The sequence below is a fragment of the Streptomyces cyslabdanicus genome, assembly GCF_052663305.1.
The window spans coordinates 21,453-47,730 of record NZ_JBQRUW010000067.1 but is presented as its reverse complement, the minus strand read 5'-3'; the positions used below and the strand labels follow the sequence as shown (position 1 = coordinate 47,730).

General features: G+C 71.8%; 22 protein-coding genes. 7 read left to right on the top strand and 15 right to left on the bottom strand.

What is annotated here, in order from left to right; genetic code table 11:
• Window positions 1–182: 182 nt before the first annotated feature.
• The 12 genes from ACTYVM_RS33585 to ACTYVM_RS33530 form a co-directional block, all read right to left on the bottom strand.
• Window positions 183–1,106 (bottom strand): LysR family transcriptional regulator, encoded by a 924-nt coding sequence (locus ACTYVM_RS33585; RefSeq protein WP_445529599.1) that lies wholly within the window; start codon window positions 1,104–1,106, stop codon window positions 183–185.
• A gap of 114 nt (window positions 1,107–1,220) precedes the next feature.
• The gene (locus ACTYVM_RS33580; RefSeq protein ID WP_445529598.1) at window positions 1,221–2,369 is read right to left on the bottom strand and encodes a M20 family metallopeptidase; all 1,149 of its coding nucleotides are present in this window, start codon (window positions 2,367–2,369) and stop codon (window positions 1,221–1,223) included.
• Window positions 2,366–3,040 carry a DUF1028 domain-containing protein gene (locus tag ACTYVM_RS33575; protein WP_445529597.1) on the bottom strand — a complete coding sequence of 225 codons (675 nt, stop codon included), beginning with the start codon at window positions 3,038–3,040 and terminating at the stop codon, window positions 2,366–2,368. The genes ACTYVM_RS33580 and ACTYVM_RS33575 overlap by 4 nt, the downstream gene beginning before the upstream one ends.
• A complete protein-coding gene (locus ACTYVM_RS33570) occupies window positions 3,037–3,507 on the bottom strand; it encodes a RidA family protein (protein ID WP_445529596.1) in 471 nt (156 codons plus the stop codon). The genes ACTYVM_RS33575 and ACTYVM_RS33570 overlap by 4 nt, the downstream gene beginning before the upstream one ends.
• Window positions 3,508–3,517: 10 nt before the next feature.
• Window positions 3,518–4,804: a flavin-containing monooxygenase gene (locus ACTYVM_RS33565; RefSeq protein ID WP_445529595.1), complete on the bottom strand. Its 1,287-nt coding sequence runs from the start codon at window positions 4,802–4,804 to the stop codon at window positions 3,518–3,520.
• A 149-nt stretch (window positions 4,805–4,953) separates the two neighbouring features.
• Entirely contained in the window at window positions 4,954–5,895 is a 942-nt protein-coding gene (locus ACTYVM_RS33560; protein ID WP_445529594.1) for an urease accessory protein UreD, read from the bottom strand.
• Window positions 5,892–6,602 (bottom strand): urease accessory protein UreG, encoded by a 711-nt coding sequence (ureG, locus tag ACTYVM_RS33555; protein WP_445529593.1) that lies wholly within the window; start codon window positions 6,600–6,602, stop codon window positions 5,892–5,894. Before ureG ends, ACTYVM_RS33560 begins: the two co-directional genes overlap by 4 nt.
• A gap of 39 nt (window positions 6,603–6,641) precedes the next feature.
• On the bottom strand, window positions 6,642–7,340 hold the full coding sequence (locus ACTYVM_RS33550) for an urease accessory protein UreF (protein ID WP_445529592.1): 699 nt from the start codon (window positions 7,338–7,340) through the stop codon (window positions 6,642–6,644).
• A gap of 97 nt (window positions 7,341–7,437) precedes the next feature.
• Window positions 7,438–9,162, bottom strand: coding sequence for an urease subunit alpha (gene ureC / locus ACTYVM_RS33545; RefSeq protein WP_445529591.1), 1,725 nt, complete (start codon window positions 9,160–9,162; stop codon window positions 7,438–7,440).
• Window positions 9,162–9,572 (bottom strand): urease subunit beta, encoded by a 411-nt coding sequence (locus ACTYVM_RS33540; protein ID WP_445529590.1) that lies wholly within the window; start codon window positions 9,570–9,572, stop codon window positions 9,162–9,164. The genes ureC and ACTYVM_RS33540 overlap by 1 nt, the downstream gene beginning before the upstream one ends.
• Window positions 9,573–9,603: 31 nt before the next feature.
• Window positions 9,604–9,909 carry an urease subunit gamma gene (locus ACTYVM_RS33535; RefSeq protein WP_445529589.1) on the bottom strand — a complete coding sequence of 102 codons (306 nt, stop codon included), beginning with the start codon at window positions 9,907–9,909 and terminating at the stop codon, window positions 9,604–9,606.
• A gap of 4 nt (window positions 9,910–9,913) precedes the next feature.
• Window positions 9,914–10,873, bottom strand: a complete 960-nt coding sequence (locus tag ACTYVM_RS33530; protein WP_445529588.1) for an urea transporter — start codon at window positions 10,871–10,873, stop codon at window positions 9,914–9,916.
• A gap of 726 nt (window positions 10,874–11,599) precedes the next feature.
• Between ACTYVM_RS33530 and ACTYVM_RS33525 the strand changes: the two genes are divergently transcribed.
• From ACTYVM_RS33525 to ACTYVM_RS33500, 6 genes are all read left to right on the top strand, one after another.
• Entirely contained in the window at window positions 11,600–14,908 is a 3,309-nt protein-coding gene (locus tag ACTYVM_RS33525; protein WP_445529587.1) for a LamG-like jellyroll fold domain-containing protein, read from the top strand.
• Window positions 14,909–15,091: 183 nt separating this feature from the next.
• The gene (locus ACTYVM_RS33520) at window positions 15,092–16,177 is read left to right on the top strand and encodes an ABC transporter substrate-binding protein (RefSeq protein WP_445529586.1); all 1,086 of its coding nucleotides are present in this window, start codon (window positions 15,092–15,094) and stop codon (window positions 16,175–16,177) included.
• A gap of 78 nt (window positions 16,178–16,255) precedes the next feature.
• Window positions 16,256–17,890: a sugar ABC transporter ATP-binding protein gene (locus tag ACTYVM_RS33515; RefSeq protein WP_445529585.1), complete on the top strand. Its 1,635-nt coding sequence runs from the start codon at window positions 16,256–16,258 to the stop codon at window positions 17,888–17,890.
• The gene (locus ACTYVM_RS33510) at window positions 17,887–18,855 is read left to right on the top strand and encodes an ABC transporter permease (RefSeq protein ID WP_445529584.1); all 969 of its coding nucleotides are present in this window, start codon (window positions 17,887–17,889) and stop codon (window positions 18,853–18,855) included. Before ACTYVM_RS33515 ends, ACTYVM_RS33510 begins: the two co-directional genes overlap by 4 nt.
• Window positions 18,852–19,874 (top strand): ABC transporter permease, encoded by a 1,023-nt coding sequence (locus tag ACTYVM_RS33505; RefSeq protein ID WP_445529583.1) that lies wholly within the window; start codon window positions 18,852–18,854, stop codon window positions 19,872–19,874. Before ACTYVM_RS33510 ends, ACTYVM_RS33505 begins: the two co-directional genes overlap by 4 nt.
• Before the next feature lie 64 nt (window positions 19,875–19,938).
• Window positions 19,939–20,955 carry a LacI family DNA-binding transcriptional regulator gene (locus ACTYVM_RS33500; protein ID WP_445529582.1) on the top strand — a complete coding sequence of 339 codons (1,017 nt, stop codon included), beginning with the start codon at window positions 19,939–19,941 and terminating at the stop codon, window positions 20,953–20,955.
• A gap of 395 nt (window positions 20,956–21,350) precedes the next feature.
• Here ACTYVM_RS33500 and ACTYVM_RS33495 read toward each other — a convergent pair whose 3' ends face one another.
• Together ACTYVM_RS33495 and ACTYVM_RS33490 are read right to left on the bottom strand one after the other, a co-directional pair.
• Entirely contained in the window at window positions 21,351–22,580 is a 1,230-nt protein-coding gene (locus tag ACTYVM_RS33495; RefSeq protein ID WP_445529581.1) for a hypothetical protein, read from the bottom strand.
• Window positions 22,577–23,752: a HesA/MoeB/ThiF family protein gene (locus ACTYVM_RS33490; RefSeq protein ID WP_445529616.1), complete on the bottom strand. Its 1,176-nt coding sequence runs from the start codon at window positions 23,750–23,752 to the stop codon at window positions 22,577–22,579. The genes ACTYVM_RS33495 and ACTYVM_RS33490 overlap by 4 nt, the downstream gene beginning before the upstream one ends.
• A 219-nt stretch (window positions 23,753–23,971) precedes the next feature.
• Between ACTYVM_RS33490 and ACTYVM_RS33485 the strand changes: the two genes are divergently transcribed.
• Window positions 23,972–25,297, top strand: a complete 1,326-nt coding sequence (locus ACTYVM_RS33485) for a M14 family zinc carboxypeptidase (RefSeq protein ID WP_445529580.1) — start codon at window positions 23,972–23,974, stop codon at window positions 25,295–25,297.
• A 117-nt stretch (window positions 25,298–25,414) separates the two neighbouring features.
• Here ACTYVM_RS33485 and ACTYVM_RS33480 read toward each other — a convergent pair whose 3' ends face one another.
• Window positions 25,415–26,182 carry a thioesterase II family protein gene (locus ACTYVM_RS33480; RefSeq protein ID WP_445529579.1) on the bottom strand — a complete coding sequence of 256 codons (768 nt, stop codon included), beginning with the start codon at window positions 26,180–26,182 and terminating at the stop codon, window positions 25,415–25,417.
• Between the last annotated feature and the right edge of the window lie 96 nt (window positions 26,183–26,278).

Genomic DNA, 26,278 nt, shown 5'->3' with positions numbered 1-26,278 from the left:
AGCCTGCGGTGCCCGTAGCCAGGGCGCAACCGGAGCCCGACGAGCCGTCGGCACTGCGACAACGGCCGTCTCATCCGACGGGGCCCGCTGCTCCTCGGTGATCTCCGTGAGGTCGAGGCCGAGGACGTCAGGCCGAGGTCATGAAGGCCGCCCGGCTTCTTCCCCGGTGGGTGTCCACCGGCTCAGGCCCCGGTGGACCGGGCGGCGATCTCCCGCAGCAGGCCCATCACAGCCCGGGCGCGGGCGGTCTGGGCCATGCCCTTCACGGAGGCGATCCTGACTTCGAGCGGGGAGGCGTCCCGCAGCTCGAGTTCCGCGATCTCTCCGCCGCCGTACGTCTGGCTGGTCGCCGGGCGCTGGTTGAGGACGGAGTAGCCGAGCCCCCGGGCCACCAGGGAGCGCACGGTCTCGTAGCTCTGCGTGCGGTAGCGGACGTCGGGCGCGGTGCCGGCGGCGGCCACCAGCGCGCGGAAGTAGTCGCGGCTGTGCGGAAGGTCCAGCAGGACGAGCGGTTCCGCGGACAGTTCGGCCAGCTCCACACTGCCCTGACCGGCCAGCGGGTGGTCGGCCGGGACGATGACGTAGGCCGGGGCGCGGGCGATCGTCTCGCTGTGCAGGTCCGGCTCGGCCGACAGACCCAGGTGGTAGGTGAGGGCGAAGTCGACGCGTCCCGCCGCCAGGGCGTGGACGAGCTGGTCCGTCTCCGCCTCCACCACGTCGATCTCGATGTCCGAAAAGCGCCGGGTGCACTCGCTGAACAGGTGCGGCAGATAGTAGGGGGCCAGGGTCACGAAACAGCCGACGGCCACCGGCCCGGAGAGCGTCTCGCCCTCTCCCCTGGCCTCCTGTTCGACCTCGCGGGCGCGGGCCAGCAGATCCCGCGCCTGCTGCTGGAGCCTCTCACCGGCGGGTGTGAGGGTCAGCCCCCGGCCGCGCCGGCGGATGAACAGCTGCGCCTGGAGATCCCGCTCCAGGTTGTGGATGGCCGAGGACACGGCGGACTGCGCGATGTGCAGCTCCGCCGACGCCTCCGTCATCGAACCGCGTTCGGCGGCGACGAGGAAGTAGCGGAGCTGAACGAGCGTGAAACCCACTGGTGACGTCATACGTGGACCCTTGCCCCTGGTGTTCCGTATCGGTGCCGACCTTAGGGCCTCTCTATGCGGCCGCGCCCGGTCGGGTGCGCCGGCCGGCGCGGCCCACGGCGGCGGCCGGCCCCGTCACGGCGCCGCTCCCCCGGCCGGCACGCCGCGGTCCACGCCGGTCCAGGCCAGCGCGACCGCCCCGTCGAGCAGGGCCCGCCGCGCCTTGGCGCCCACGCAGTACGCGGCGAACTCGTGCTGGTGGTTGGTGGCGGGCAGGGATCCGATGCCGATGTACGGGTGGATGGCCGGCACCACCTGCGAGACGTTGCCCATGTCCGTGGAGGCGCGGTTCATCCGCGCGGCCTGGCCGGGCGGCGCGAACTCGCGGCCCAGGGCGAGGGCGTTGGCGCGATAGTGCCCGAGGGCCCTCTCGTCCGTGCGGAACTCCGCGTACGGCTTGCTCTCCGGCTCGATCTCCAGTTCGCAGCCGGTCGCGAGGGCGCCGGCCTCGAAGGCCCGTACGACCCGTGGCTCCAGCTCGGCCAGTTCGGCGAGCGTCTCCGCCCGCACGTACCACCGGCCACTCGACCGCTCCGGGATGGCGTTCGGGGCGTCCCCGGCATGGGTCACCACACCGTGCACCCGGGCCGAGGCCGGCAGCTGCTGGCGCAGCAGTCCGATCGCGACCTGGGCGACGGTGAAGGCGTCGGCCGCGTTGACCCCGGCCTCCGGATAGGCCGCGGCGTGCGCGGACTTGCCGGTGTAGGAGATCCGGGAGTGGCTGACCGCGAACGGGCGGGCCTCGGCGACGTCGACCGGCGCCGGATGCACCATCATCGCGAGGTCCACTCCGGCGAAGGCGCCCCGGTCGAGCATCTCGATCTTTCCGCCGCCGCCTTCCTCGGCCGGGGTGCCGTAGACCTCGACGGTGAGGCCGGCGTCGTCGGCGACGGTGGCCAGGCCGAGCGCGGCGCCCACCGAGCTCGCCGCGATGAGGTTGTGCCCGCACGCGTGGCCGAGTCCCGGCAGTGCGTCGTACTCGGCGCACAGCGCGATCCGGACGGGCCCGCTGCCGAACCGGGCGTGGAACGCCGTCTCCAGGCCCAGGTAGGACGCGGTGACGTCGAACCCGGCGCGGTCCAGCAGTTCCGGTACGGCGGCCGCGGCCCGGTGTTCCTCCCAGGCGGTCTCCGGGTCGGCGTGCAACCGCTCGGACAGGCCGACGAGTTGCTCGGCGTGACGGTCCACCGCAGTGCGGGCGGCTTCCTTCAGGGCGCCGCTCACCGGTCGCCCGGCACGCCGTAGGAGGGAGCGGAGGCGGGATCGAGTCCGCGCCGCACGTAGTCGTCGCGCTGCGGCAGCCAGACGTCGAGGAGTTCGCCGAGCCGGTCCACGGGATCCTCGGCCCAGTCCACCCGCAGGTCGGTCACCCGCCAGTCCACGTCGGCGACGACCGCGAGGCCCGCGGAGTGCACGGGCCCCTCCTCGCCGCCGGCGGCGACGGCGGCCCGCAGGGCGGCGAGCAGCCGCTCCTCCAGTTCGCCCTCGGCCGCGAGGTAGGCGTCGAGCAGGACGCCCGGGACGTGCCGCCCGGCCAGCATGTTGCCCGCGGCGACCGCGCCGTCCGCGGTGGCCGACGCGTACGTGCCCAGCGTGTGCGGTCCGCTGTGCACGAAGCCGGGGCCCGAGCGGCCCAGCACGGTCAGCTGCCGGTAGCCGATGGTCTTCGCGGTGCGCTCCGCGCCGGTGACCTCGGTCAGGGCGCGCTCCGCGTCGCCGTGCTCGGCGAGCCGTTCCAGCAGGCTCGGGCCGAGCGTGGGATCGGTGATGTTCTGCGAGGCCGCAGCGCCGACGCCGGGCCGCAGATGGGCGACGCGGGCGGCGACCGCCGGGCTCGACGAGCTGACCGCGATGCCGAACCGTCCGCCGTCGCGGACCAGCAGGGAGAAGGTCACGCCGTCGCCTCCTCGGGGATCACCGCGATCGCGTCGATCTCGCAGAGCCACTCGGGGCGGGCCAGCGCGGAGACCACCAGGCCGGTGGAGATGGGGTGCACGCCCTTGGTCCAGCGGCCCACGGTGCGGTACACGGCCTCGCGGTAGCGCGGGTCGACCAGATAGACCGTCAGCTTGACCAGGTGCTCGATGCGGCTGCCCGCCTCCTCCAGCAGCATCGCGATGTTGGCCATCGCCTGCTCGGCCTGGGCGGCGGCGTCGCCGATGCCCACGGACTCGCTGGTGTCGAGGTCCTGGCCGATCTGGCCGCGCACGTACACCGTGATGCCGGCGACCACCGCCTGGCAGAGGTCGTTGTCGAGGTTCTGCTCGGGATAGGTGTCGCGGGTGTTGAACGGACGGATCCGGGTGTGCTCGCCGGCGACGATCGGGGCCTGCGCGCGGCGGCCCTCACTCGTGGAGGTCATCGTCTGCTCCTCAGTTGTCGTGGGTCGCCGGCGCGGCGCCGGTCCGGTCGGTGGTGCCGTACGCGAGGTAGCCCCGCTGGGTCGTGATGTGGTCGGCGATGTACCGGGCGTCGTGCCACACACCCCAGATGAAGCTCGATCCGCGGCGGGACAGCCAGGGCAGGCCCAGGAAGTAGACGCCGGGCTCGGCGGAGATCCCGCGTCGGTGGTCCGGCCGGCCCTTCTCGTCGAACGCGTCGACCTCGAGCCAGCCGTAGTCGGTGGCGAAGCCCGTCGCCCAGACGATGGAGGTGACGCCCGCCTCGGCCAGGTCGAGTTCCAGGCGGGGGCCGGTCACGCAGTCCGGGTCCGGGCCGAGGACGTGGGCCTGCGGCTCCTCGGGGAGGTCGAGCCCGTTGCGTTCGACGTACTCGTCGGCCGCCCGGAGGAAGTCGAGGTACTTGGCGTCACCGAGCGCGATGTTCGCGGCGAGGTCCGGCGCGAAGCGCAGGACGCCGTCGTCGTGGGACACGGTCAGGCCGACGAGTTCGATGCCCGTGCCGGCCAGGGCGCGGAAGTCCACGGTGTGGCCGCCGCGGGCGCCGCTGACCGCGATGGTGACGTGCTCGGCGCCTCGCGGGGGCGTCTGCGCGTCCCAGATCCCGAGCACGCCGAGCCACCAGCAGAAGTCCCGTCCGCGGTACGAGCGGGGCGGACGGTCGTGCGGCCCTACGGACAGGAGGACCCGGCGACCGGAGCGGCGCAGCTCGTCGGCGATCTGCACCCCCGAGGAGCCGGCCCCGACCACGAGGACCGCGCCCTCGGGCAGCTGCTCCGGGTTGCGGTACCCGCTGGAGTGGATCTGCACGGGGACGGCGCCGTCCGGGACGACGGGCGGGATCACGGGCCGCTGGAACGGTCCGGTCGCCGCCACGACGAAGCGCGCGTCGATCGGGCCCTGCGACGTCTCGACCCGGAAGCCCGGCCGGCCGGTGTGCCTGCGCACCGAGGTCACCTCGACACCGCAGCGGATCGGGGCACCGATCTTCTCGGCGTACGTGGCGAGGTAGTCGGCGACCTGCTCCTTGGAGGCGAAGCCGTCGGGGTCGACGCCGGAGAACTCCAGCCCCGGGAACCGGTCGTGCCACGCGGGCCCGTTCGCCACCAGGGAGTCCCACCGCTCCGAGCGCCACCGCTCGGCGACACGGTGCCGCTCCAGGACGATGTGCGGTACGCCGTGGGCGCCCAGGTGCTCGCTCATCGCCACGCCTGCCTGGCCCGCACCGACGACGACCACGTCGGTCTCTTCACTCGGCATTCCATTGCCTCCCCTCAGGCGGTAGTCCCATCCCGGTGCCGCGTCGACCGTGCTACCGCACGAGACATCCTCGGGCGCCGCTCGACAACTGTCGAACAGATGTTTTCGCTTTAGGGGATCTGTTCTCTGGATGTGCGCCGGGAGAACCGTCAGGTCTTGCGGAGGTCGGGGGCGGGGACACCGATGAGCAGGCGGCGCACGGCGTCCCAGGCCGCGTGCAGGGCGCGGGCCACCGCCGGCGAGTGGCTGCCGAGGATCCGCGCCCACGCTCCGCAGTCGTCGGGCAGCACGCTCACGCCGAAGGCCAGGCCTGTGGTCCGCAGCGCCTCGTGCAGGGTGTCGGCGATCCGTGCCGCGGGGGCGAGCGGGGAGACGGCGTAGAGCGTGGCCATCAGGTCGTGGTCGGCGAAGACCGCTGGGCCGGTCACCGAGCCGGGCTCGCCCGGATCCAGGCGGACGGTGTCCACGGCCACCAACTCGCCGTCCCCCCGCGTGATCTCCAGGTCGCTGAAGAGCATGCGGTAGGCGTGCCGTTCGCCCCGGGCCAGACGGCCGGCGGCGATGGTCTCGCCCAGCAGCACCGTGGCCGTGGGGTCGAGGCTCACGCTGGTGTGCTGGTAGAAGCGGGCGTCCCGGTACGGGATCAGCGGGTCGGGCAGGTACTCGACGTAGCTGTCCGCTCCCGCGGTGAGGTTGACGACCTGGGTGGCGTGGTCGAACTCCATCTTGTGCAGTTTGGTGGCGGCCTGCGTCGTCAGGTGCACCGCGGTGCCGGGGCCGCAGTCGATGTCGACGCGGTTGCGGTCGGCCTGGACGATGCCGCCGCCGGTGGACATCAGATAGGTCACCGGCAGGTCGGGCCGCAGCGGGTCCACGTACAGCGGGCGCATGATCTGCAGGGGTGACTTCTGGTAGCGGTCCACGAGTTCGGTGCGGTCGCCGACCCGCGCGTAGCGCAGTTCGAGCAGGCCGACCTTGCCGGGGCGCCCGGCGGCCAGGGTGTCCGGAGTGCCGGTGAGGTCGAGCATCCGGGCCGGTGTCCGCCGGGGTTCGTAGTGTGCGGGTTCCAGCCGCGCGGGCGCCTTGGTCATGCGGAGGCCGGCTCCTGGTCGGTCCGCCGGGCCGCCTCGTGCGACAGGAGGAAGTCGGCGATGGTGTCCAGGCCCTCTCCGGTCAGGGAGTTGGTGAGCACCACCGGTCGGCCCTGCCGGACCTGGCGGGCGTCGGATTCCATCACGGCCAGGTCGCACCGGACGTACTGGGCGATGTCGATCTTGTTGATGACGAGCAGCTCGCACTCGGTGATACCGGGGCCCCGCTTGCGCGGCATCTTGTCGCCCTCGGCGGTGTCCAGCACGAACAGGAAGAGGTCGACGAGTGCCGGGCTGAAGGTGAGGGTCAGGTTGTCGCCGCCGCTCTCGAAGAGCAGCGTGTCCACGTCCGGGAAGCGCTCCAGGATCTCGTCGGCGGCGGCCTGGTTCATCGTCGGGTCGTCCCGGACCGCCGTGTGCGGGCAGGCTCCGGTCTCGACGCCGACGATGCGGTCCGCGTCGAGGACCCCGTCCAGGGTGCGCCGTACGTGGGCGGCGTCCTCGGAGGTGTAGATGTCGTTGGTGATCACCGCGGGGGTCCGGCCGCGCCCGATGAGCACCGGGACGAGCGCCTCGATCAGCGCGGTCTTGCCCGAGCCGACCGGCCCGGCGATGCCGACTCGGAGCACGCCGTCCTCGGGGCGCCGTACGAACTCGTCGTGGTCGTGGTGGTGATGGGAGCCTCGCACCTGTGTGGGGTCGTGCATGGTGATCCTTGTCCTCGGTGGTGTGTTTCGGGGTGGTGGTCAGCTCGCGAACAGCCGTGCCTCAGCGCGCTCATGGCGTCCGGCCATGACGTCCGCGACGGGCACGCATCCGCCCAGATCGGCCAACTCGCGGTGCAGGGCCGCCTCGACGGTCTCCTCGATCACCGGGGCGGCACCGTGCAGGACGACCTGGGCGCGGCGGTGGTCGGTGAGCCGCAGTCGCAGGGCGGCTCCCACGAGGCTGGCCGCGAAGGCGAACAGCTCGCAGGTGACGGCCTGCCGGGTGGTCAGGCCGTTCGCCGCGTGGACGACGCCGGCGACGACCGGCTGGCAGCCGCGCACCGTGCCCGCGCGGTACAGGGTCCGGTAGTGCGCGATCGGCGGCGTGCCGTAGACCTCGTCGGCCAGGTCGAGCAGCTGCCGTCCGGTGCGCACGGCGGCCTGCCGGGCCTCGCGGCCCAGTTTGGTGGCGTACAGCCGCCGCTCCACGGCCACCACCTGGTCCCAGTCGTCCGCGCCGACCGCGCGGTGGGTGAGGGCGAGGGCGGTCGCGTCGGCCGGCCCCGTGCTGTGGCGGAGCAGGTCGTGGAGGAGGGCGGGCAGGCTGCGCGGGGTGACCTCACGGGCCTGCTGGAAGCCCTCGAGCCCGTGGGAGAGGGTGTAGTAGCCGCTGGGGAAGGCCGAGTCCGTGAGCTGGAGCCCGGTCAGCAGCGCCTGGATCGGCATCGGGTCGTTCACGCCGGGTCTCCGTTCCTGCCGGACGGCCGTCCGCCGCGGGCCGGCCGTGGGGCGGCCCGCGGAGCGCGTGCGGCGCTCCGCGGAACCGTCCGGGGTGTCAGACGATGTAGAAGAGCTGGTTGAGCGGAAGGCGTTCGGCCGGCTCGATCGTGGCGGGCTCGCCGTCCACGGTGACCTTGTAGGTCTCGGGGTCCACCTCGATGCGCGGCAGCGCGTCGTTGCGGACCATGTGCTGCTTGCCGACCGACCGGCAGCGCTGCACCGGCTCGATCCGGCGCCGCAGGTCCAGCTCGCCGGGGACACCGGCGGCGATGGACGCCTGGGACATGAAGGTGACCGAGGTGCGCTGCCTGGCGCGGCCGTGGGTGCCGAACATCGGCCGGTAGTAGACCGGCTGCGGGGTCGGCAGGGAGGCGTTGGGGTCGCCCATCAGCGCCCAGTTCACCATGCCGCCCTTGATGACCATCTTGGGCTTGGCGGCGAACGAGTTGATCGGCCAGAGCACGATGTCGGCGAGCTTTCCGGGCTCCAGCGAGCCGATCACGTCGGCGGCGCCCACCGCGATCGCCGGGTTGATGGTGAGCTTCGCCAGGTACCGCAGGACGCGCGCGTTGTCGTTGCGGGAGCTGTCCTCGGCGAGCGTACCGCGCAGTTCCTTGCAGTGGTGCGCGGTCTGGAAGGCGCGGGCGAAGGACTCGCCGACCCGGCCCATGGCCTGGGAGTCGGAGGAGAAGATGCTGATCACGCCGAGGTCGTGCAGCACCGTCTCGGCCGCGATGGTCTCGGCGCGCACCCGGCTGTCGGCGAACGACACGTCCTCGGGGATGTTGCGGGACAGGTGGTGGCAGACCATCACCATGTCCAGCAGTTCGTCCACCGAGTTGACGGTGTAGGGCAGGGTGGGGTTGGTAGAGGCCGGCAGGACGTTGGGCTCGCCGGAGACCCGCATGATGTCGGGTGCGTGACCGCCGCCCGCGCCCTCGGTGTGGAAGGTGTGGATGGTCCGGCCGTCGATCGCGGACAGGGTGTCCTCGAAGAAGCCGCCCTCGTTGAGGGTGTCGGTGTGGACGGCGAGCTGCACGTCGTGCTCGTCGGCCACGCTCAGCGCGTTGTCGATGGAGGCGGGGGTGGCGCCCCAGTCCTCGTGCACCTTGAGGCCGGCCACGCCCGCTTCGACCTGTTCGCGCAGCGCCTCGGGCAGGCTGCCGTTCCCCTTGCCGAGCAGGCCGACGTTGACCGGCAGGTCCTCAGCGGCCTCCAGCATCCGGTGGATGTTCCACGGTCCGGGGGTGCAGGTGGTGCCGTTGCTGCCGTCGGTCGGACCGGTGCCGCCGCCGAAGAAGGTGGTGATGCCGTTGGACAGGCCCTCCTGGGCCTGCTGCGGTGCGATGAAGTGGATGTGGGTGTCGATGCCGCCCGCGGTGGCGATCAGGTGCTCGCCGGAGATCACCTCGGTGCCGGGCCCGATGACCAGCTTGGGGTCCACGCCGTTCTGCAGGCGGGGGTTGCCGGCCTTGCCGATGCCGACGATCAGGCCGTCGCGTACCCCGATGTCGCCCTTGACGACGCCCACGACCGGGTCGAGGACCACGACGTTGGTGATCACCAGGTCCAGGGCGCCCTCGCGGTTCAGCGCGGCGGGGTCCTGGGCCATGCCGTCGCGGATGGCCTTGCCGCCGCCGTAGACGGCCTCGTCCCCGTAGGAGCCGGCGTTGTGGTCGTGCTCGACCTCGACCACCAGGTTGGTGTCGGCGAGGTGGAACCGGTCGCCCACGGTGGGTCCGAACAGGTCGGTGTACTGCTTGCGCGGGATGATCGCCATCAGTTGTCGGCTCCCTCGTTCTCGGTACGGGCGCTGCCGCCCGTGGTGGCGAATCCCCGTCGCTCGGCGCGGCGCAGCGCGGCCTGCCGGGTGTCCTTGGCGTTCAGGCCGCCGTTGACGAGACCGGCGAAGCCGACGAGCCGCCGGGTGCCGCCGAAGGCGCACAGCTCGACCTCGCGGGTGTCGCCGGGCTCGAAGCGGACGGCGGTGCCGGACGGGATGTCCAGGTGCATGCCGTACGCGGCCTCGCGGTCGAACCGCAGCGCGCGGTTGACCTCGAAGAAGTGGTAGTGCGAGCCGATCTGGACGGCGCGGTCGCCGGTGTTGGCGACGGTGAGGCGGACCTTGGCCCTGCCGGAGTTGATCTCCACGGGGTCGTCCCCGTAGAGGTAGTGGGCTCCACCCGACATCGTTGATCTCCTCGGTGGTTCAGGCGGTGGTTCAGGCGCTGATCGGGTCGTGGCAGGTGACCAGCTTCGTCCCGTCCACGAAGGCCGTCTCGACCTGGAGGACGGTGAGCATCTCGCGCACCCCGGGCATGACGTCGTCGACGGAGACGACCTTGCGGCCCAGCTCCATGCACTCGGCGACGGTGTGGCCGTCGCGGGCGGCTTCGAGTACGGCCTCGGTGATCAGCGCGGCGGCTTCGCTGTAGTTGAGCTTGGTCCCTCGGGCCCTGCGGCGCCGGGCCAGGTCCGCCACCACGTAGACGTGCAGTTTGTCGATTTCGCGCGGTGCGAGGTTCATGGCGTCACTTCGCTTTCTCCAACGAGATGCCGGGCCGGTCCAACACGGGAACGGCCGCCAGGAAGAGCCAGGTCGTCACGACGAACGGCCAGGTGAAAGGTGATCCGCCGGACGGCTGGACAAAGGCCGTCCAGGCGGTCGTGAAGGGAACCGAGGCCACCGCGGCGAGCACGGCGTAGCCGGCGCTCCAGGGAGTGAGGGTCAGGAAGGTCGTCCCCAGGGCGATGGCGACGAGCACCGCGTTGTAGCCGTAGAGCCCTGCGCCGATGTGGTCGGCTGGCAGGCCCATGACACACGCGGTCAGGATCGCGACGGCGCTGCCGCAGGCGGCGGCGACGGCCGCCCGCCAGGAGGTGACCAGCAGTCCGGCCAGCAGGATCAGGCCCGCGTACCACTTGTCGAGGAAGAAGACCTGACCGATGTTGTCGCAGAAGGCGTTGCCGATGTCCGCGGCCGACAGGCCGGTGATCCCGGCGACCGGGGCCGGTGACGCCGCCGCGGCCGAGGCCGTGGGCAGTGCGGTCACCAGGACACCGGTGACCAGACAGTACGGAGCCGTCAGCACGGGCAGCCCGACGCGGCCCAGGAGGCGGACGGACGCCGCTCCCAGCACCGAGCAGACCGCCGCGGCGAGAACGGTGAGCAGCGCGGTCCGCCACGAAGCGCCGAACCGGAGGAGGAGGGCGATGCCGGCGAGGCAGCCGCAGTACCCCTCGAGCCCCGGGCGCAACCGGCTGTCCCGGTCGGCGCCCAGGACCGCCGCCGTCCCCGTGGACGCCGCCGTGCCGAGCAGACCGAACACGCCGATCCACCAGCTGTCTGCGAACAGCGCGGCGACGAACAGCAGCCCTGTCCACGGGCTCGCGCTGAGCGCGACCTGCGCGATGCCGCGCAACTGCACCCGCCCGACGGCGACCGGGCTCCAGCCCGCGGGCCGCAGCACCGCCTGTCCCCCTGTGGGCATGCGATTTCTCCCTGTGTAAGGAACACGTCGGATTCACCAACGCCCCGTCGACAGGGGGGAGATGGCGCCCTTCAACACTTCGTTGACACTACGCCCGGGGCCTGTCACCGAAACCCTGAACCGTTGGTGATCACTCGGGCACGCAGAGGGATAACTGCTGGCGGGGAGGGTGAGCCATCGGCCGCGGACATCGCGCCTTGACCGCGAGCGAGAGAGTTGTTGGGCATCTCTTGGAACGATCCGGGCGAAGAACAAACCAGCCGTCCCGGGTGACGAGAGCGGTCGGGCGGGCATCCTGGTGGCGCCGTTGCCAACTCACGGGTGCCACCGCGGGGGTGTCACCTCACGGGCCGGGGCCTCGCCCACGGCGGCGGCCACCGCTGTTCCTCCCAGCCGTCCCGCTCGGGCACGACACCGGCGCTGCGCGTACACGACACCGGCGCGCCTTACCACCGCTTATAACGTTGAAGAGCCTGCCGCCGACAGGAATGACAGCACGCGCGGGCTGTCGTGTCCAGACCCTGAATCCCCGTACTCCGCATCCGACTTGAGGACGTCCAGGCTCGACCGGTTCCGTTCGCGTCGGTCGGGGTCAGGGGTCTGGACAGGGCCGTGGGGCCCTGCTTTCATGCTCCCGCGCCGACTTTTCCAACGTTATACAAGAACGCTTCCGTTCGGCGCACCCAGGTTCAGGCGTGGACAACTTCCGTTACGGAAAGGGTGAGCATGAGCCCAGGCAGACTCCGAATACCCTTCCTCGGCCTCGGCCGACTCGTCGCGCTGCTGCCGCTGCTGCTGGGAGCCGCGTTGCTGGTGCCGGCCCAGGTGAGCGCCGCCCCGGCCGCGGCGCCCCGTCCCTCCACCGAGGCCGCCGACCTCGGCCTGCGGGGTGACTACTACCGGATGTCCAGCAGCACGGCGCTGGACTTCGCGTCGTACACCGGCACCCGGATCGACAGCTCCCTCCACGTCGACGACCTGCTGCCCACGCTGCGCGCCTACGCCGGGACCACGGACAACGTCGCGGTGCGCTGGACGGGCCGGCTCGAGGTGCCCGCGGACGGCGTCTACACCTTCTACATCAAGGGCGACAACGGTTTCCGGATGTCCCTCGACGGGGCCGGTGTGATCGACCACTGGACCACCGACTGGGACGTCCAGACCACCTCCGAGCCGATCACTCTGAAGGCCGGTCTGCACGACCTGGCCGTCGACTACAACCAGGGCAACGGCGGTGCCTACCTGCACACCGAGTGGTCGGGTCCGGGCTTCGCCCGCCAGCCGGTCCCCGACTCGGCGCTGCACCTGCCGGCGGGCTTCGCCCCCGCCGACGCCAAGGGCACCGTCGCCGCGACCGGCCGGACCGCCACGCTCGAGCTGCCCTCCACCGTCAAGGCGGTCCCGGCGGACGCGGCCAAGCACCTCGCGGTGCTCTCCGGGGGCACGCTCTGGTCTCCCACGGCGGCCAGGGATCCCAGGAACGCCTCCCGGCTCCTGGTCACCGCCGGCAAGGACGACACCCCCGTCTCCCTCAACGCCGACGTACGGATCAGCTACGACGGGAAGGGCGGCATCACCACCGCCGACGGCGCCGAGCTCGGGCCCTTCTCCGTGGTGGCGCAGAACAACTCCACCTGGTACTTCGCCACCAAGTGGGCCAAGGACGTCTCCGCCAAGAACGCGCTGCCCGAGTACCCGAGGCCGCAGCTGACCCGCAAGGACTGGCAGAACCTCAACGGCACCTGGCAGTTCGAGGCCACCGCGCAGGACGCCGCGCTGCCCGCCGGGAAGCTCTCGGGGCAGATCCTGGTGCCGTATCCGATGGAGTCGGCCCTGTCCGGCGTCGCCAAGCACCACGACTGGTCGCTGTACCAGCGCACCTTCACCGTGCCGAACGGCTGGAAGGTGGGTTCGGGCAACCGGCTGCGGCTGAACTTCGGCGCGGTGGACTACGAGGCCTGGGTCTATGTCAACGGCAGGCAGGTCGCCCACCACACCGGCGGCTACGAGGAGTTCGGCGCCGACGTCACCGACGCGCTCACCCAGCGCGGTACGCAGACCCTGCTGGTGAAGGTCAAGGACACCACGGACGACCGGTACGCGCTCGGCAAGCAGTCCACCGACCCGAGCGGCATCTGGTACACGCCGACCTCCGGCATCTGGCAGACCGTCTGGATGGAGCCGGTGCCCGAGGCGAGCGTCGACTCCCTGGTGCTCACCCCGGACCTGGCCGACAACTCGCTCTCCGTCACCGTGCGCCCCACCGCCGGGACCGCGTCGTCGGCGAAGGTCACCGCCACCGCCTACGCCGGCAACAAGGCCGTGGGCTCGGTCACCGGACGGGCCGGTACCACGCTGCGCCTCCCGATCAGCAAGCCGCACCTGTGGAGCCCGGACGACCCGTACCTCTACGACCTCAAGGTGACCCTGGACGGCGGGCGCGCCGGAAAGGACCAGGTGGGCTCCTACTTCGGCATGCGGTCGATCGAGGTCGCCCCGGTCGGTGGCGTCAACAAGGTCCTGCTCAACGGGAAGCCCACCTTCGTGATGGCCACCCTGGACCAGGGGTTCTGGCCGGACGGCCTGTACACCGCGCCGACCGACGAGGCCCTGAAGTACGACCTGGTGGAGCACAAGCAGCTCGGCTTCAACGCGGTGCGCAAGCACATCAAGGTGGAGCCCGCCCGCTGGTACTACTGGGCCGACCGGCTCGGTCTGATGGTGTGGCAGGACATGCCGAGCCGTATGACGGCGGCGGCGGACACACCGGAGACGCGGACCTTCATCGACCAGGTGCACACCATCGTCGACCAGCACATCAGCAGCCCGTCGATCGTCATGTGGACGATGATGAACGAGGGCTGGGGCGAGTGGAGCAAGGCCGCCACCGGTGAGCTCGCGGACGCGGTCAAGAAGCAGGACCCGTCCCGCCTGGTGGATGCCCACTCCGGCGTCAACTGCTGTGCCTCCAAGGGCGATTCGGGTCGCGGTGACATCATCGACTTCCACGACTACCACGGCCCGGCGAACCCCGCCCCGGACGCCACCCGGGCATCCGTCGACGGGGAGCACGGCGGCTACTCGTACCTCGTTCCCGGCCACGTCCTGGGGACCGCCGGCGGCCAGGACTACGGTGACGCCGCCACCAGCACCGAGGAGCTGACCAAGGCGTATGTGGAGAACACCAGGAAGCTGATCCAGCGCGCCTCCTGCGGGCTCTCCGGCTCCGTCTACACCCAGGTCACGGACGTGGAGGGCGAGCTCAACGGCCTGCTCACCTACGACCGCAAGGTGGTCAAGGTGCTGCCGGGCCCGGTGCGGGAGATCAACCAGCAGGTCATCGCGGCGGGTTCGGCCGCGGGCGGAGTGAACGCCCCGCCGGGCACCCCGGGACTGACCGGAGTGTCCTGGTGGCCGCTGCACCAGCAGTCCGGCACGGTCGCCACGGACGTCGCCGGCGGACACGACGGCACCCTCAAGGGCGGCGCGACCTGGACCTCCGGGCCGAACGGCGGCGCGGTGCGACTGGACGGCACAACCGGTTACGTCGACGCCGGCGCGCCCGTCCTGGACACCGAGAAGGGCGACTACTCGGTGGCCGCCTGGGTCCGCCTCGACGACAAGGGCCACTTCAGCACCGCGGTGTCCGTCGACGGGGACAGCAGCAGCGTCTTCTACCTCCAGTACTCGCAGGCCGACAAGCGGTTCGCGTTCAGCTTCTCCGGCGCGCGGGCGCTGGCGGACGGCATCGGTGAGCCGCAGGCCGGCACGTGGTACCACCTGGCCGGCAGTTACAGCCACCGGGACGGGGCGCTGCGGATCTATGTGGACGGCACCGAGGCGGGCTCGACCCGCGCCTGCAACGGGGAGGTGCCCTCCGGGAACCTCGTGATCGGCCGCGGCAAGTACAACGGCGGGCCGGTCGACCACTGGACCGGCGCGATCGCCGACGTGCACGCCTACGACCGCGCCCTGAGCGGAGCCGAGGTCGCCTCGCTGGCAGCGCAGGAACCCACCGCACCCGCCAAGCGGTGACGCCGGCGGGAGGCTCCCGGTCCACCCCGGGAGCCTCCCGCCCCGCCCCCCCACACACACGCACCACGCCGCATTCCCACCCTGCGGCCCTTCGGCGGCCGGTCGACGTCGCCGACCTCGCCGACGTCGCCGGCCCTCGCCGTGCCAGAGCAGTCGCCCCACCACGCAAGGAGTGCACCGACCATGACCACCCCTCGCCGATCCCGTCTCGTGGCCGCCGTCTGCCTCGCCGCCGCCGCGACCCTCACCGCCGCGGGCTGCTCCAAGGAGGAGGGCACCGGCGCGGCCTCCTCCGACACCAGCCAGGGCGCCCAGGTGGTGCAGTCGCCGTCCGCCGACACCTCGGGGGCGGGCTGCACCCTGGACGCCTACGGCGCCACCAGGATCGACCTGAAGAACGCGGTCGTCGGCTTCTCGCAGTCCGAGAAGGAGGCCAACCCGTTCCGGATCGCCGAGACCCGGTCCATCAAGGACGAGGCCGCCAGGCTGGGCGTCAAGAAGCTGCTCACCACCAACGCCCAGTCCCAACTGTCCAAGCAGATCAGCGACATCAAGGACATGCTGGCCCAGGGCGCGCAGCTGCTCATCGTGGCGCCGCTGAACTCCGACGGCCTGGAGCCGGCGCTGCAGGCCGCCGCGGCCAGGCATGTGCCCGTGATCACCGTCGACCGCAAGCTCAACGCCACCGCCTGCAAGGACTATGTGGCCTTCCTCGGCTCGGACTTCGTCGAGCAGGGCAGGCGGGCGGCGGACGCGATGATCGAGGCGACCGGCGGCAAGGGGAAGGTCGCGATCCTGCTGGGCTCGTCCGGGAACAACGTCACCACCGACCGCACCAAGGGCTTCGTCGACCAGGTCGAGGCGAAGGCCCCGGGCCTGGAGATCGTGGCGCAGCAGACCGGCGAGTTCGCCCGGGACAAGGGCCAGCAGGTGATGGAGCAGCTGATCCAGTCCAAGCCGGACATCACCGCCGTGTACGCGGAGAACGACGAGATGGGCCTGGGCGCGGTCACCGCCCTCAAGGGGGCCGGCAAGAAGCCGGGCAAGGACGTCAAGATCATCTCCGTGGACGGCACCCGCAACGCCGTGCAGGCCCTGGCCGACGGCCAGTACAACGGGGTGATCGAGTCCAACCCGCGGTTCGGACCGCTGGCGTTCTCCACCGCGCAGAAGTTCTTCGCCGGTGAGTCCATCCCGGAGAACGTGATCATCTCCGACCGCGCCTACGACGCGTCCAACGCCAAGGACTCCCTGTCCGGAGCCTACTGAGACGCCCTCGGGCCGCCCGGGCCGCCCCGGACCGGGCGGCCCGCTCCCCGCTGATCGACCGACGGAAGGCCTGACCCCATGGCACCACCCGAAGCGGCAGTCGCCGCACCGCACCCGGACGCGGCCGGCGCCGCGCCGCCGGCGGTGCTGGAGGCCGTCGGCGTCGGCAAGCGCTTCGCCGGAGTGGTGGCGCTCGACGACGTCTCCCTGACGCTGCGCCGCGGTGAGATCCACGCCCTGGTCGGCGAGAACGGCGCCGGCAAGTCCACCCTGATCAAGGTGCTCACCGGCGTGCACCGCCCCGACACGGGAGAGCTGCGCCTGGGTGGACGGCCGGTGTCCTTCGCCCGGCCGCACGAGGCGCAGCAGGCCGGTGTGTCGACCATCTACCAGGAGGTCAACCTCGTCCCGATGATGAGCGTGGCGCGGAACATCTTCCTGGGCCGCGAGCCCAAGAACCGCCTGCGTCTGATCGACTTCCCCCGGATGCACCGGGAGGCGGCCGAGCTGCTGGCCGGCTTCGGCGTCACGGCGGATGTGCGCCGCCCCCTGAACACCCTGGGCGTGGGCACCCAGCAGATGGTGGCCCTGGCCCGCGCGGTCTCGGTGCGGGCCGGTGTGGTGGTGATGGACGAGCCGACCTCCGCGCTGGAGCCGCGCGAGGTGGAGACGCTCTTCCGGGTCATCCAGGACCTGCACAGCCGGGACATCGCCGTCCTCTACGTCAGCCACCGGATGGACGAGCTGTACCGCATCTGCGACCGGGTCACCGTCCTCCGCGACGGGTGTCTGGTGCACACCGGCGACCTCGCGGACGTGGACCGGATGCGGTTGGTCTCGCTGATGCTCGGCCGGGAGGTCGCCGAGGTCCGCCGGCACGGCGTCACCGGCTTCGGCGCGGAGCATGACGCCGCCCGTGAACCGGTGCTCACCGCCGAGAAGCTGAGCCGCCGTCACCTGCTCGACGAGGTGTCCCTGGAGTTGCGTCCCGGGGAGGTGCTCGGCCTGGGCGGCCTGCTGGGTTCCGGGCGCACCGAGACCGCCAAGGCCCTGGTCGGTGCGCTGCCGCTGGACTCCGGCACGGTCTCGGTGGCGGGCAGGCCACTGCGCCGCCTCTCCCCCGCCGCGGCGATCCGGGCCGGTGTCAGCCTGCTCTCCGAGGACCGCAAGGCCGAGGGCATCGTGCCCGGTCTGTCGGTGCGGGAGAACATCGTCCTGGCCGCCATGCCCCGGCTGTCCCGGGCCGGTGTCGTCTCCCGCAGGCGGCAGGACCGCGTCGTCGAGATCTTCATGAAGCGGCTGCGGATCAAGGCGGCGGGACCCGAGCAGAAGGTCGAGGAGCTCTCCGGCGGCAACCAGCAGAAGGTGCTGCTGGCCCGCTGGCTCTGCCTGGAGCCGAAAGTGCTGCTGCTGGACGAGCCCACCCGCGGGATCGACGTCGGCGCCAAGGCCGAGGTGCAGGCCCTCGTCGACGAACTGGCGCAGGAGGGGCTGGCGGTGCTGCTGATCTCCTCCGACGTCGAGGAACTGGTGGAGGGCGCGGACCGGCTGGTGGTGCTGCGCGGCGGCGCGGTGGCGGGTGAGCTGGCCGGCGACCTGGTCAGCGAGGCCGACCTGCTGGACGCGCTGGCCGCGCACACCCCCGAGCCCGCCGCCCGGGCGCCGCGCTCAGCGCCGGACACGGCGCCGCACACGGACGAGGAGCAGGAATGACCCAGCTGTCGCCGGCCCTGGGACGGACGAGGGTCCGGCTCGCCGCGCCCGCCTGGTTCCAGAAGTACGGCGTCTACACGGCCGTGCTGGTGCTGCTCGCGTTCAACGCCGCGTTCACCGACCACTTCCTGACCGCCGCCAATCTGCGCACCCAGCTGGTGCAGGTCGCCCCGGTCGTCATCGTGGCGCTCGGCATGGCGCTGGTGATCGGCACCGAGGGCGTGGACCTGTCGGTGGGGTCCACGATGGCGCTGGCCGCCGCGCTGCTGCCGCTCTACCTCGGCTACGGGCTGATCCCGGCGCTGCTCGTGGCGCTGCTGGCCGGGGTCGTCGTGGGCGCGGTCAACGGCACCCTGGTCGCGGTGGTGGGCCTGCAACCCATCGTGGCCACCCTGGCCCTGTTCGTCGGCGGCCGGGGCCTGGCCCTGGTGATGGCGGACGGGCAGCTCAAGCAGATCGTCAACCCGGACCTGCTGGCGCTGGGCAGCGGTGAGGTGCTGGGCGTCCCCGTGGTGGTGCTGACCGCGGGCGTCCTGGCGCTGGCGGTGGCCGGTCTCGTGCACCGCACCACGTTCGGCCGGCAACTGGTCGCGGTGGGCGGCAACCGGTCCGCCGCGGGGCTCGCCGGGCTGCCGGTCAAGCGGGTCCTGATCGGCGTCTACGTCCTGTGCGGGGTGCTGGCGGCGCTCGCCGGCGTGCTGGCCACCGCCCGGCTGACCGCCAGCGACCCCTCCGCGCTCGGCAACCTCATGGAGCTGTCCGCGATCACCGCGGTGGTGGTCGGCGGCACGCCGCTGTCCGGCGGCTCGGTACGGGTGCTGGGCACCGTCACCGGCGCGCTGCTGATGCAGTTGCTGCGGGCCACCCTGGTCAAGCACGACCTGCCGGACTCCACCGCGCAGATCGCTCAGGCCGCCATCATCCTCGTCGCCGTCTACGTCGCCCGGGAGCGTCGGTCCCGATGAACTCACTCACCACCCCCCGGCATCCGCCGGCCGCGCCCCGTACGGCGGCGTCCCCCTCCCCGGCCGCCGGCCGGGAGCGGATCGCCTCGCTCCTGCAACGGCACGGCGCCCTCGCCGTCCTCGCGGCGGTCGTCCTGGTCTCCTCGTTCGTCTTCCCGTCCTTCGGCACGCTCGACAACGCCCGGAACGTCTCCGTGCAGGCGTCCTTCATCGCCGTCGTCGCCCTGGGCATGACACTGGTGATCATCACCGGCGGCATCGACCTCTCGGTCGGGTCGGTGTTCGCGCTCGGCGGCGTGCTGGCCGCCTGGGCCTCGCAGTACGGCCTGTGGGCCGCGCTGCTGCTGCCGCTGGCCGTCTGCGGGGCGATCGGCACCCTGAACGGACTGCTGATCGCACGGGCCGGCATGGCCCCCTTCATCGTCACCCTGGCCACCCTCCTGGGGGCCCGGGGCCTGCTGCTCGCCCTCACCGACGAGGGCGCCACCACCTACCTGGTGCCGCGGGGCTCGGCCTTCGCCGGACTCGGTCAGGGGACGGTGGGCGGCTTCGGCTCTCCGGTGCTCGTCGCGCTGGCGCTGTTCGCCGCGGGCGGGGTGGTGTTGCAGCGCACCTCGTTCGGCCAGTCGCTGTTCGCGGTGGGCGGCAGCGCGGACGCCGCGACCCTGATGGGGCTGCCGGTGGCCCGCACCCGGGTACTCGTCTACATGCTCAGCGGGCTGCTCGCCGGGTTCGCCGGTGCGCTGAACGCCGCCCGGCTCTCCTCCGGCGTCACGATCGTCGGCGTGGGCATGGAACTGGACGCCATCGCCGCGGTGGTCATCGGCGGCACCCTGCTCATCGGCGGCGCGGGCTCGGTGAGCGGCACCCTGTGGGGGGTGCTGCTGCTCGCCGTCATCCAGAACCTGATCAACCAGATAGGCTCGCTCAACTCGTCCTACCAGTCCGTGGTCAGCGGCGGCTTCCTCATCGTGGTGGTCGTGGCCCAGCGGTACCTGGCGCGGGCACGCCGCACCTGATGACAGACGCCGTGCCGCAGGACCCGTCGCAGTCCTGCGCTCGGCCCGACAAGGAGGGAACGCCGTGGGCGTCAGCCTCAAAGACGTCGCGCTGCGAGCGGGAGTGTCCATCAAGACCGTCTCGAACGTCGTCAACGACTATCCGCACGTCACCCCCGCCATGCGGGCCCGGGTGCAACAGGCGATCGACGAGCTCGGTTACCGCCCCAATCTCACCGCGCGCCACCTGCGCAAGGGCCGCACCGGGATCATCGCGCTGGCCGTCCCCGAACTGGGCAACCCGTACTTCGCGGAACTGGCCAGCGCGGTCATCGACGCCGCGGCCCGCCACCACTACACCGTGCTGCTCGACCACACCGCCGGCATGCGGGAGAAGGAGATGCTCGTCTGCCAGGGTTTCCGGACCCATGTGATCGACGGTCTGATCCTCTCCCCCATCGAACTGGAGAACCAGGACCTGCGCGGCCGCACCGAGACGTCGCCGCTCGTGCTGCTCGGCGAACGGGAGTACGACGCCCCCTACGACCACATCGCCATCGACAACGTGGCCGCGGCGCGCAGCGCGGTCCGCCATCTGGTCGGGATGGGCCGGCAGCGGATCGCCTTTCTCGGCGCGCGTGCGGAGAGCGCCCGCCAGCCCGCCCACCTGCGCCTCCGGGGCTGGCGGGAGGAACTGGCCGCGTCCGGGCTGCCGCACGACGACTCGCTGGTGGCCCCCACCGACGGCTACGGCCGGGCGGACGGCGCCCAGGCCATGGCCACCCTGCTGGACCGCGGAGTGCGGCCCGACGCGGTGTTCGCCTACAACGACCTCCAGGCGATCGGCGCCATGCGGGTGCTCGGCGAGCGCGGGCTGCGCATCCCGCAGGACGTCGCGGTGGTCGGGTTCGACGACATCGAGGAGGGCCGCTTCGGGGCGATCACCCTGACCACCGTCTCCCCCGACAAACAGGCCATCGCCCGCCAGGCCGTCGGCTGCGTCATCTCCCGGCTGACCGGCACGGCCGACACCGAGCCGCGCCGGCTGCGGCCGGGCCACGACCTGGTGGTGCGCGAGTCCACCCTGGGCAGCCACCGCTGAACCGGCCCGAACGGGCCGGATCCGGGGCGTGGACGGGTCTCCGGCTGCGGCGTACGCGCCGAGGTGCTCGCCCACGGCGGCATCCCGCACGCCCTGGAGGTGCCGGACCGTCACGGAGTCGCACGCTCGGTCGTCCTGTCGCTGACCGGCACCGAGGACTACGCCGGTCCGAGCCCGCACCCGGGGCCCTGATGGGGCGCTACGCCAACCTGATCGCGGACGGCCGCGCGCGGGGACGGTCCCGGCAAGAGCTTCGTCCTCAGGGACGTGTTCCCGACCGGTGGCCGCCGCACGTCCATGTGCTCCACGGCTTTGTACCCGAGTCCAACTGCGGCGGCTGCCCGCACCCGACCCCGGCCCGCCACGCCCGGAGGACACCGCATGGCTCTCCGCGATCACCGACGGGTGCGGCGGTTGCGCCACCAGGTGACCAGCCACAGGACGTTGACCCCGCCCAGGGTGACCAGCACGGCCGCCGAGTCCGCATTGCCCGCGAGGCCGTGCTCCGGGCCCAGTCCTCGTGCCGCGCGGACCAGCAAGGTGACGTCGACGGGAAGGGTGACGGCGGCCATGAACGTCAGGCAGGCCGCCGTGCCGGCCACGAGGACGACGCTGTAGAAGCGAACGGCGCGGCGCTCGTGCGGGGGCAGCCGGGTGCTCGGGTCACCGGCTCCGGTCGTCAGGCGCAGGCGCCGCGATCGCACCAGCCGCAGGAACACGCTCCGGGCGTAGGCGAGACCGTCACCGTACAGGTTCCTGCAGCCGGTGAGGTCCTGGAGGACGAAGTACAGGTCCGTGCGGGTGAACACCATGAGTTGGAAGGGCAACGGCAGCAGGGCCACCAGCAGGGCGGCGGCCAGCAGCCGGTGGGCCGTCGTCCCGGTGTCCATCAGGGCGAGGATCAGGACCAGCAACGACGCGACGGACAGGTTGAGGGCGATACCGCCCAGGTAGGCCGTCAAGCGATGGCGGCGGGGCGCGAGTTCGATGCCGCTGACGTCCGTCTGCATGACGAGGAACTGCAGCCGGGTGCCCAGCCGCATCCTGCCCGGCACTCCTGCGGCGCGGGCGGTGACCAGGTGCGCCACCTCATGGGCCAGCAGCAGCGCCCATCCGGCTGCCGCCCCGGAAAGCAGGACCAGGCTGCCGTGCGGGCTCCACAGCAGGTCGCGATAGCCCGGAAGCAGGTCAGGACGCCGGATCAGGACGACGACGGCAGCCGTCAGCAGCACTCCGACGAGCACGGGAAGCACCGGATGCAGGGCGAACCGCACATGGTGGGGGCGCAGCCACGGCAGTGACGCGGGCGGCGGGTCGGCGTCCGGGATCGGGCAGTCCCCGATCCGCGCCACGAAACCCAGAGCGGTCAGATCCCTGACGAAGTCCGTGATCTCGAAATCCTCACCGGTCTCGGCACGCAGCGTCTCCGCCGTGCGGGCCACGCTCAGCCCCTCGCCCAGGAGTTCCACCGCACGTGCCCCCGCCGCCGGCATGGCGACGAAGGTCCGGGTGGCCATGCGGCCCACGATCCACTCGTCCCCGTCGCGCCGCACCCCCAGGTCGTGCAGCAGGACGCGAGTGGACGGCTCGATCCGGGGACGGTCCTCCGCCGCGGTGTCCGTCACGAGTGGTCTCCCGATTCCGGGTTCACCGCCGGTACCGCATGGCAGGCAGGGCAGTCCGGGCGTCGCGCCGAGCGTTGCATGATCGCGTCGCCCGGCATCATGAGGTTGAGGCCGAACCGGCATCCGGGGTCGATCCGCGGGATCCCGCACAGAAGCATCAAGGCGGCATGGGCCAGCAGACTGCCGGACAGTCCCGCGGTCACGGCGTTGACCGGATTCCACGGCATGCGGGGCGAGGCTACGTCCTCGTCCTGGCCGGGCGCGAGCCGCAGGTCGCGCCGCTCGATCTCGGCGCTGCGCAGGCACTCCCAGCACGCGCCCCGGCCGGGCGTGAAGACCCCGACGCTCACCAAGGGGCCGCGATAGCCGGCTTCGGCCCACGACGTGCCCAAGGCGAGGCAGACCTGGTTGGCCCACCGGCGGATCACGGCGGGGCGGTCGGCGGCCAACAGCAGCACGTCGTACCCGGGCCCGCCACCGGGGGCGCCGGTCAGCAGGTCCTCCAGGTCCGCCGGCCCGCGCACCTCGCGGCGCTCGCCGGTGACCGCGGTGTCCGAGTTCAGGGCGCGCAACGCCGTCAGTGCCGCGTCGATCTTGGGCGTACCGAGGTCGTGCTCACGGAAGAGGGTCTGCCGGTTGAGGTTGGACAGTTCGACGACATCCGGTTCGACACAGTGCAACCGCCCCACCCCGGAGGCCACCAGGTCCCGTGCGGCGGCTCCGCCGGTGCCGCCGACGCCGACCAGCAGGACCCGGGCACGGAGCAGCCGCAACTGCGGCTCCCAGGCGCTCTTCCTCGGCCGGAGGTCCATCCAGCGCAGCAAGGTCATGCCCCTGCTGTACCGCTCGCGCTCCCGCTCGGACAGCTCCCCCGGCGGCGCGGCACCGGCATCCTCCACATACCCGGCGGTGGTCAGATCCGTCATCGCCTGGAGGATGTCCGGTTCCGGCAGCCGCAGTCCCGGATGGCGACGGGACACTTCGGCAACGATGTCCGCGGCGCTTCGCGTACCGTCCATGGCCTCGACCAGCGTCCACACCCAGCCGTCGGGGTCCTTGACCTCGGCACCGATGCCGTGAACGACGCTCCCGATCCTCACATGGCCGTCCACTGTCCGATAGGCCCGGTGTTCCGGCTTGATCCGAGGCCGCCGCATCGTGTGCACCGTCATCTTCACGCCAATCTCGTCAGCCCCAACCACCCTTACAACTATGGGCGTTGACAAGCGTTACCTGATGAGCGAACTCTGGCAAGAGCACCTCAATCCCGTGCAAGCCGCAACCACCACCGGAAGGACACGGCATGGCGAACAAGATCGAGATCCGGCCGCTGGACAAGAAGGAGACCACCAGCGACAGCGGTGGCAACGGCGGCGCCTGATCGGACGCGGATGTTCGACCGATATCCCACGGTCGGAGAAGTCACCGATTCGGCCCGGCAGTTGGTCTCCCGGTTTCCCGGAACCTGCCGTCTGCGCCGGATCGGGACGTCCCGCGCGGGCCGTCCGATCCTGATGCTGTCCGTGGGACACGGGCCACGCCACGTCCTGGTGGTCGCCCGGCCGCACCCCGACGAGCCGGTCGGCGGCGCGACCGCGCTCGTCCTGGCGGAGCAAGTGGCGTGCGGCGAGGGGCTGTCCGCGGCGACCGACCCATCCATCGTCACCTGGGACATCATCCTGTGCCTCGATCCGGACGGCGCCGCACTGAGCCAGGGAATCGAGGAGGCGACGGCTCGGGCCGACCACACCCTGGTGAGCTATTACCGCACCGTCTACCGCCCGGTCGCGGCGGAACAGCCGGAATGGGCGCCGATCGAATCGCGGCGGCTCCCGGAGAGCCAGGCGCTGTTCCAGGTGATCGACGAACTCCGGCCGTTCCTCCAGTGCTCCCTGCATAACGTCGAAGCCGGCGGCAGCTGGGTCCAGTTGACCCGGGACCTACCCAAACTCGCCGAGTCTTTCCGGACGTCCGCCGCAGAGCTCGGCATTCCGGTCCAGCACGGGACGTTCGACGCCCTCTACTGGGAGAACCCCAGCCCCGGGATCCACGTCCTGCCTCCACCGGACAGCACCGACCGCCTCGCAGCCGGGTCCGAGAACATCGGGTTGTCCACCTGGTGCGCACCTTCGCGGTACGGCGGCGTCACAGCGATCGTCGAAGTGCCCATGTGGGCGACCGACATGGCCGACGACCTGTCCCCGCACCCGGAAGCCGGCCCCGCACTGCGCGACCTGGCCCGACTGGTGCGGGACGGCGGACGGCAGGTGACCGCCGTCCTCGACAAGGCGCGCGCGTTCCTGCCACCGGCCCAGGACGACCCGGTCGGACGCGTGCTGGAGTGGATGGCCGACGGTCTCTACGACCTGGTCGCCGACTCCTGGGAACCGCTCGCCCGGCAGGCGGCCGACGCGACACACACCGACGATCCGCGGCGGTTGACGACCGCGCAGGTCTGCGCCCTCGACATCGTGGCCCGCCGACAACCACTGCGCGCCGCGGGTCTCCTGCTGCGGCTGCTGAAGGCGGCGGACGACGACGCCGCCCCCCTGCTGCACCGCGAGCTGGACGAACTCTTCACGGCGTGGTGCACCGACTTCGAGCAGGCCCTGCGTCTGCGCTGGGTGCCCGTGCGCCATCAGGTGGAACACCAGGCACGCACGGTTGTGGCAGCCGTCGAGAGCGCGCTGGAGGCTCCCCCGGTGAACACGACCTGACGCAGGCCGGTTTGCGAAGCTCGCTCAGCGGACGCGGATCGCCCCCACCCTCCGAAGGCCGCCCGTTCCGCCCGCCGCCCGTGGCCCGGCGTCGGGCGTCGGGCGGAACGGCAGACGCTAGCCCTGCCCCTGCCCGGTCAGGTGGTTCCTGAGTGAGGCGGTGACCGCGGGGGCCTGCGCCGTCAGGTAGAAGTGGCCGCCGGGGTAGACCTGGAGGTCGAAGTCGCCGGTCGTGTGGCCGCGCCACGCCTCGGCCTCGGCCATGGTCGTCTTGGGGTCGCAGTCGCCGGTGAGGACGGTGATCGGGGAGCGGACGGTGACGTCGGGGGCGCACCGGTAGGTCTCGATCGCCTCGTAGTCGCTGCGGATGGCCGGGAGGATCATGCGCAGGATCTCCTCGTCGCCGAGCAGCGCGGTGTCGGTGCCGGCGAGGAGCTTCAGCTCCCGCACGATGCCCTCGTCGGAGAGGCGGTGCACCTTCTCGTCGCGGACGGTCGACGGCGCGCGTCGCCCGGACGCGAACAGCCGGACGAGTTCACCGCCGTCGGCCTCGAGGCGGCGGGCCACCTCGAAGGCCAGGGTGGCGCCCATGCTGTGCCCGAAGAACGTGGTCGGCCGTGCTTTGAGGGCGGGGCCGAGGGCGTCGTAGACCTGGTCGGCGAGGGTGGCGATGTCCCGGGGCGACACCTCCTTGCGCCGGTCCTGCCGCCCCGGGTACTGCACCGCGAACACCTTTGCCACGGAGGACAGTTGGGCGGATACGGGGAAGTAGAAGGACGCCGAGCCGCCCGCGTGCGGGAAGCAGTGGAGCTGGGTGGAGCGGGAGGGGGCCGGGTGGAAGCTCCGGGCCCACAGGCTCTCCTCGGTGGACGTACGGGTCGTCACGCTTTCCTTGACCTTTCGTGAGCGCCGGCCTGATGCCGGCGGCGCGGTGTGCGGCGGGTTTCGGCGTGTACGGGGGCTGGCCCGCGGGCCGCCGAA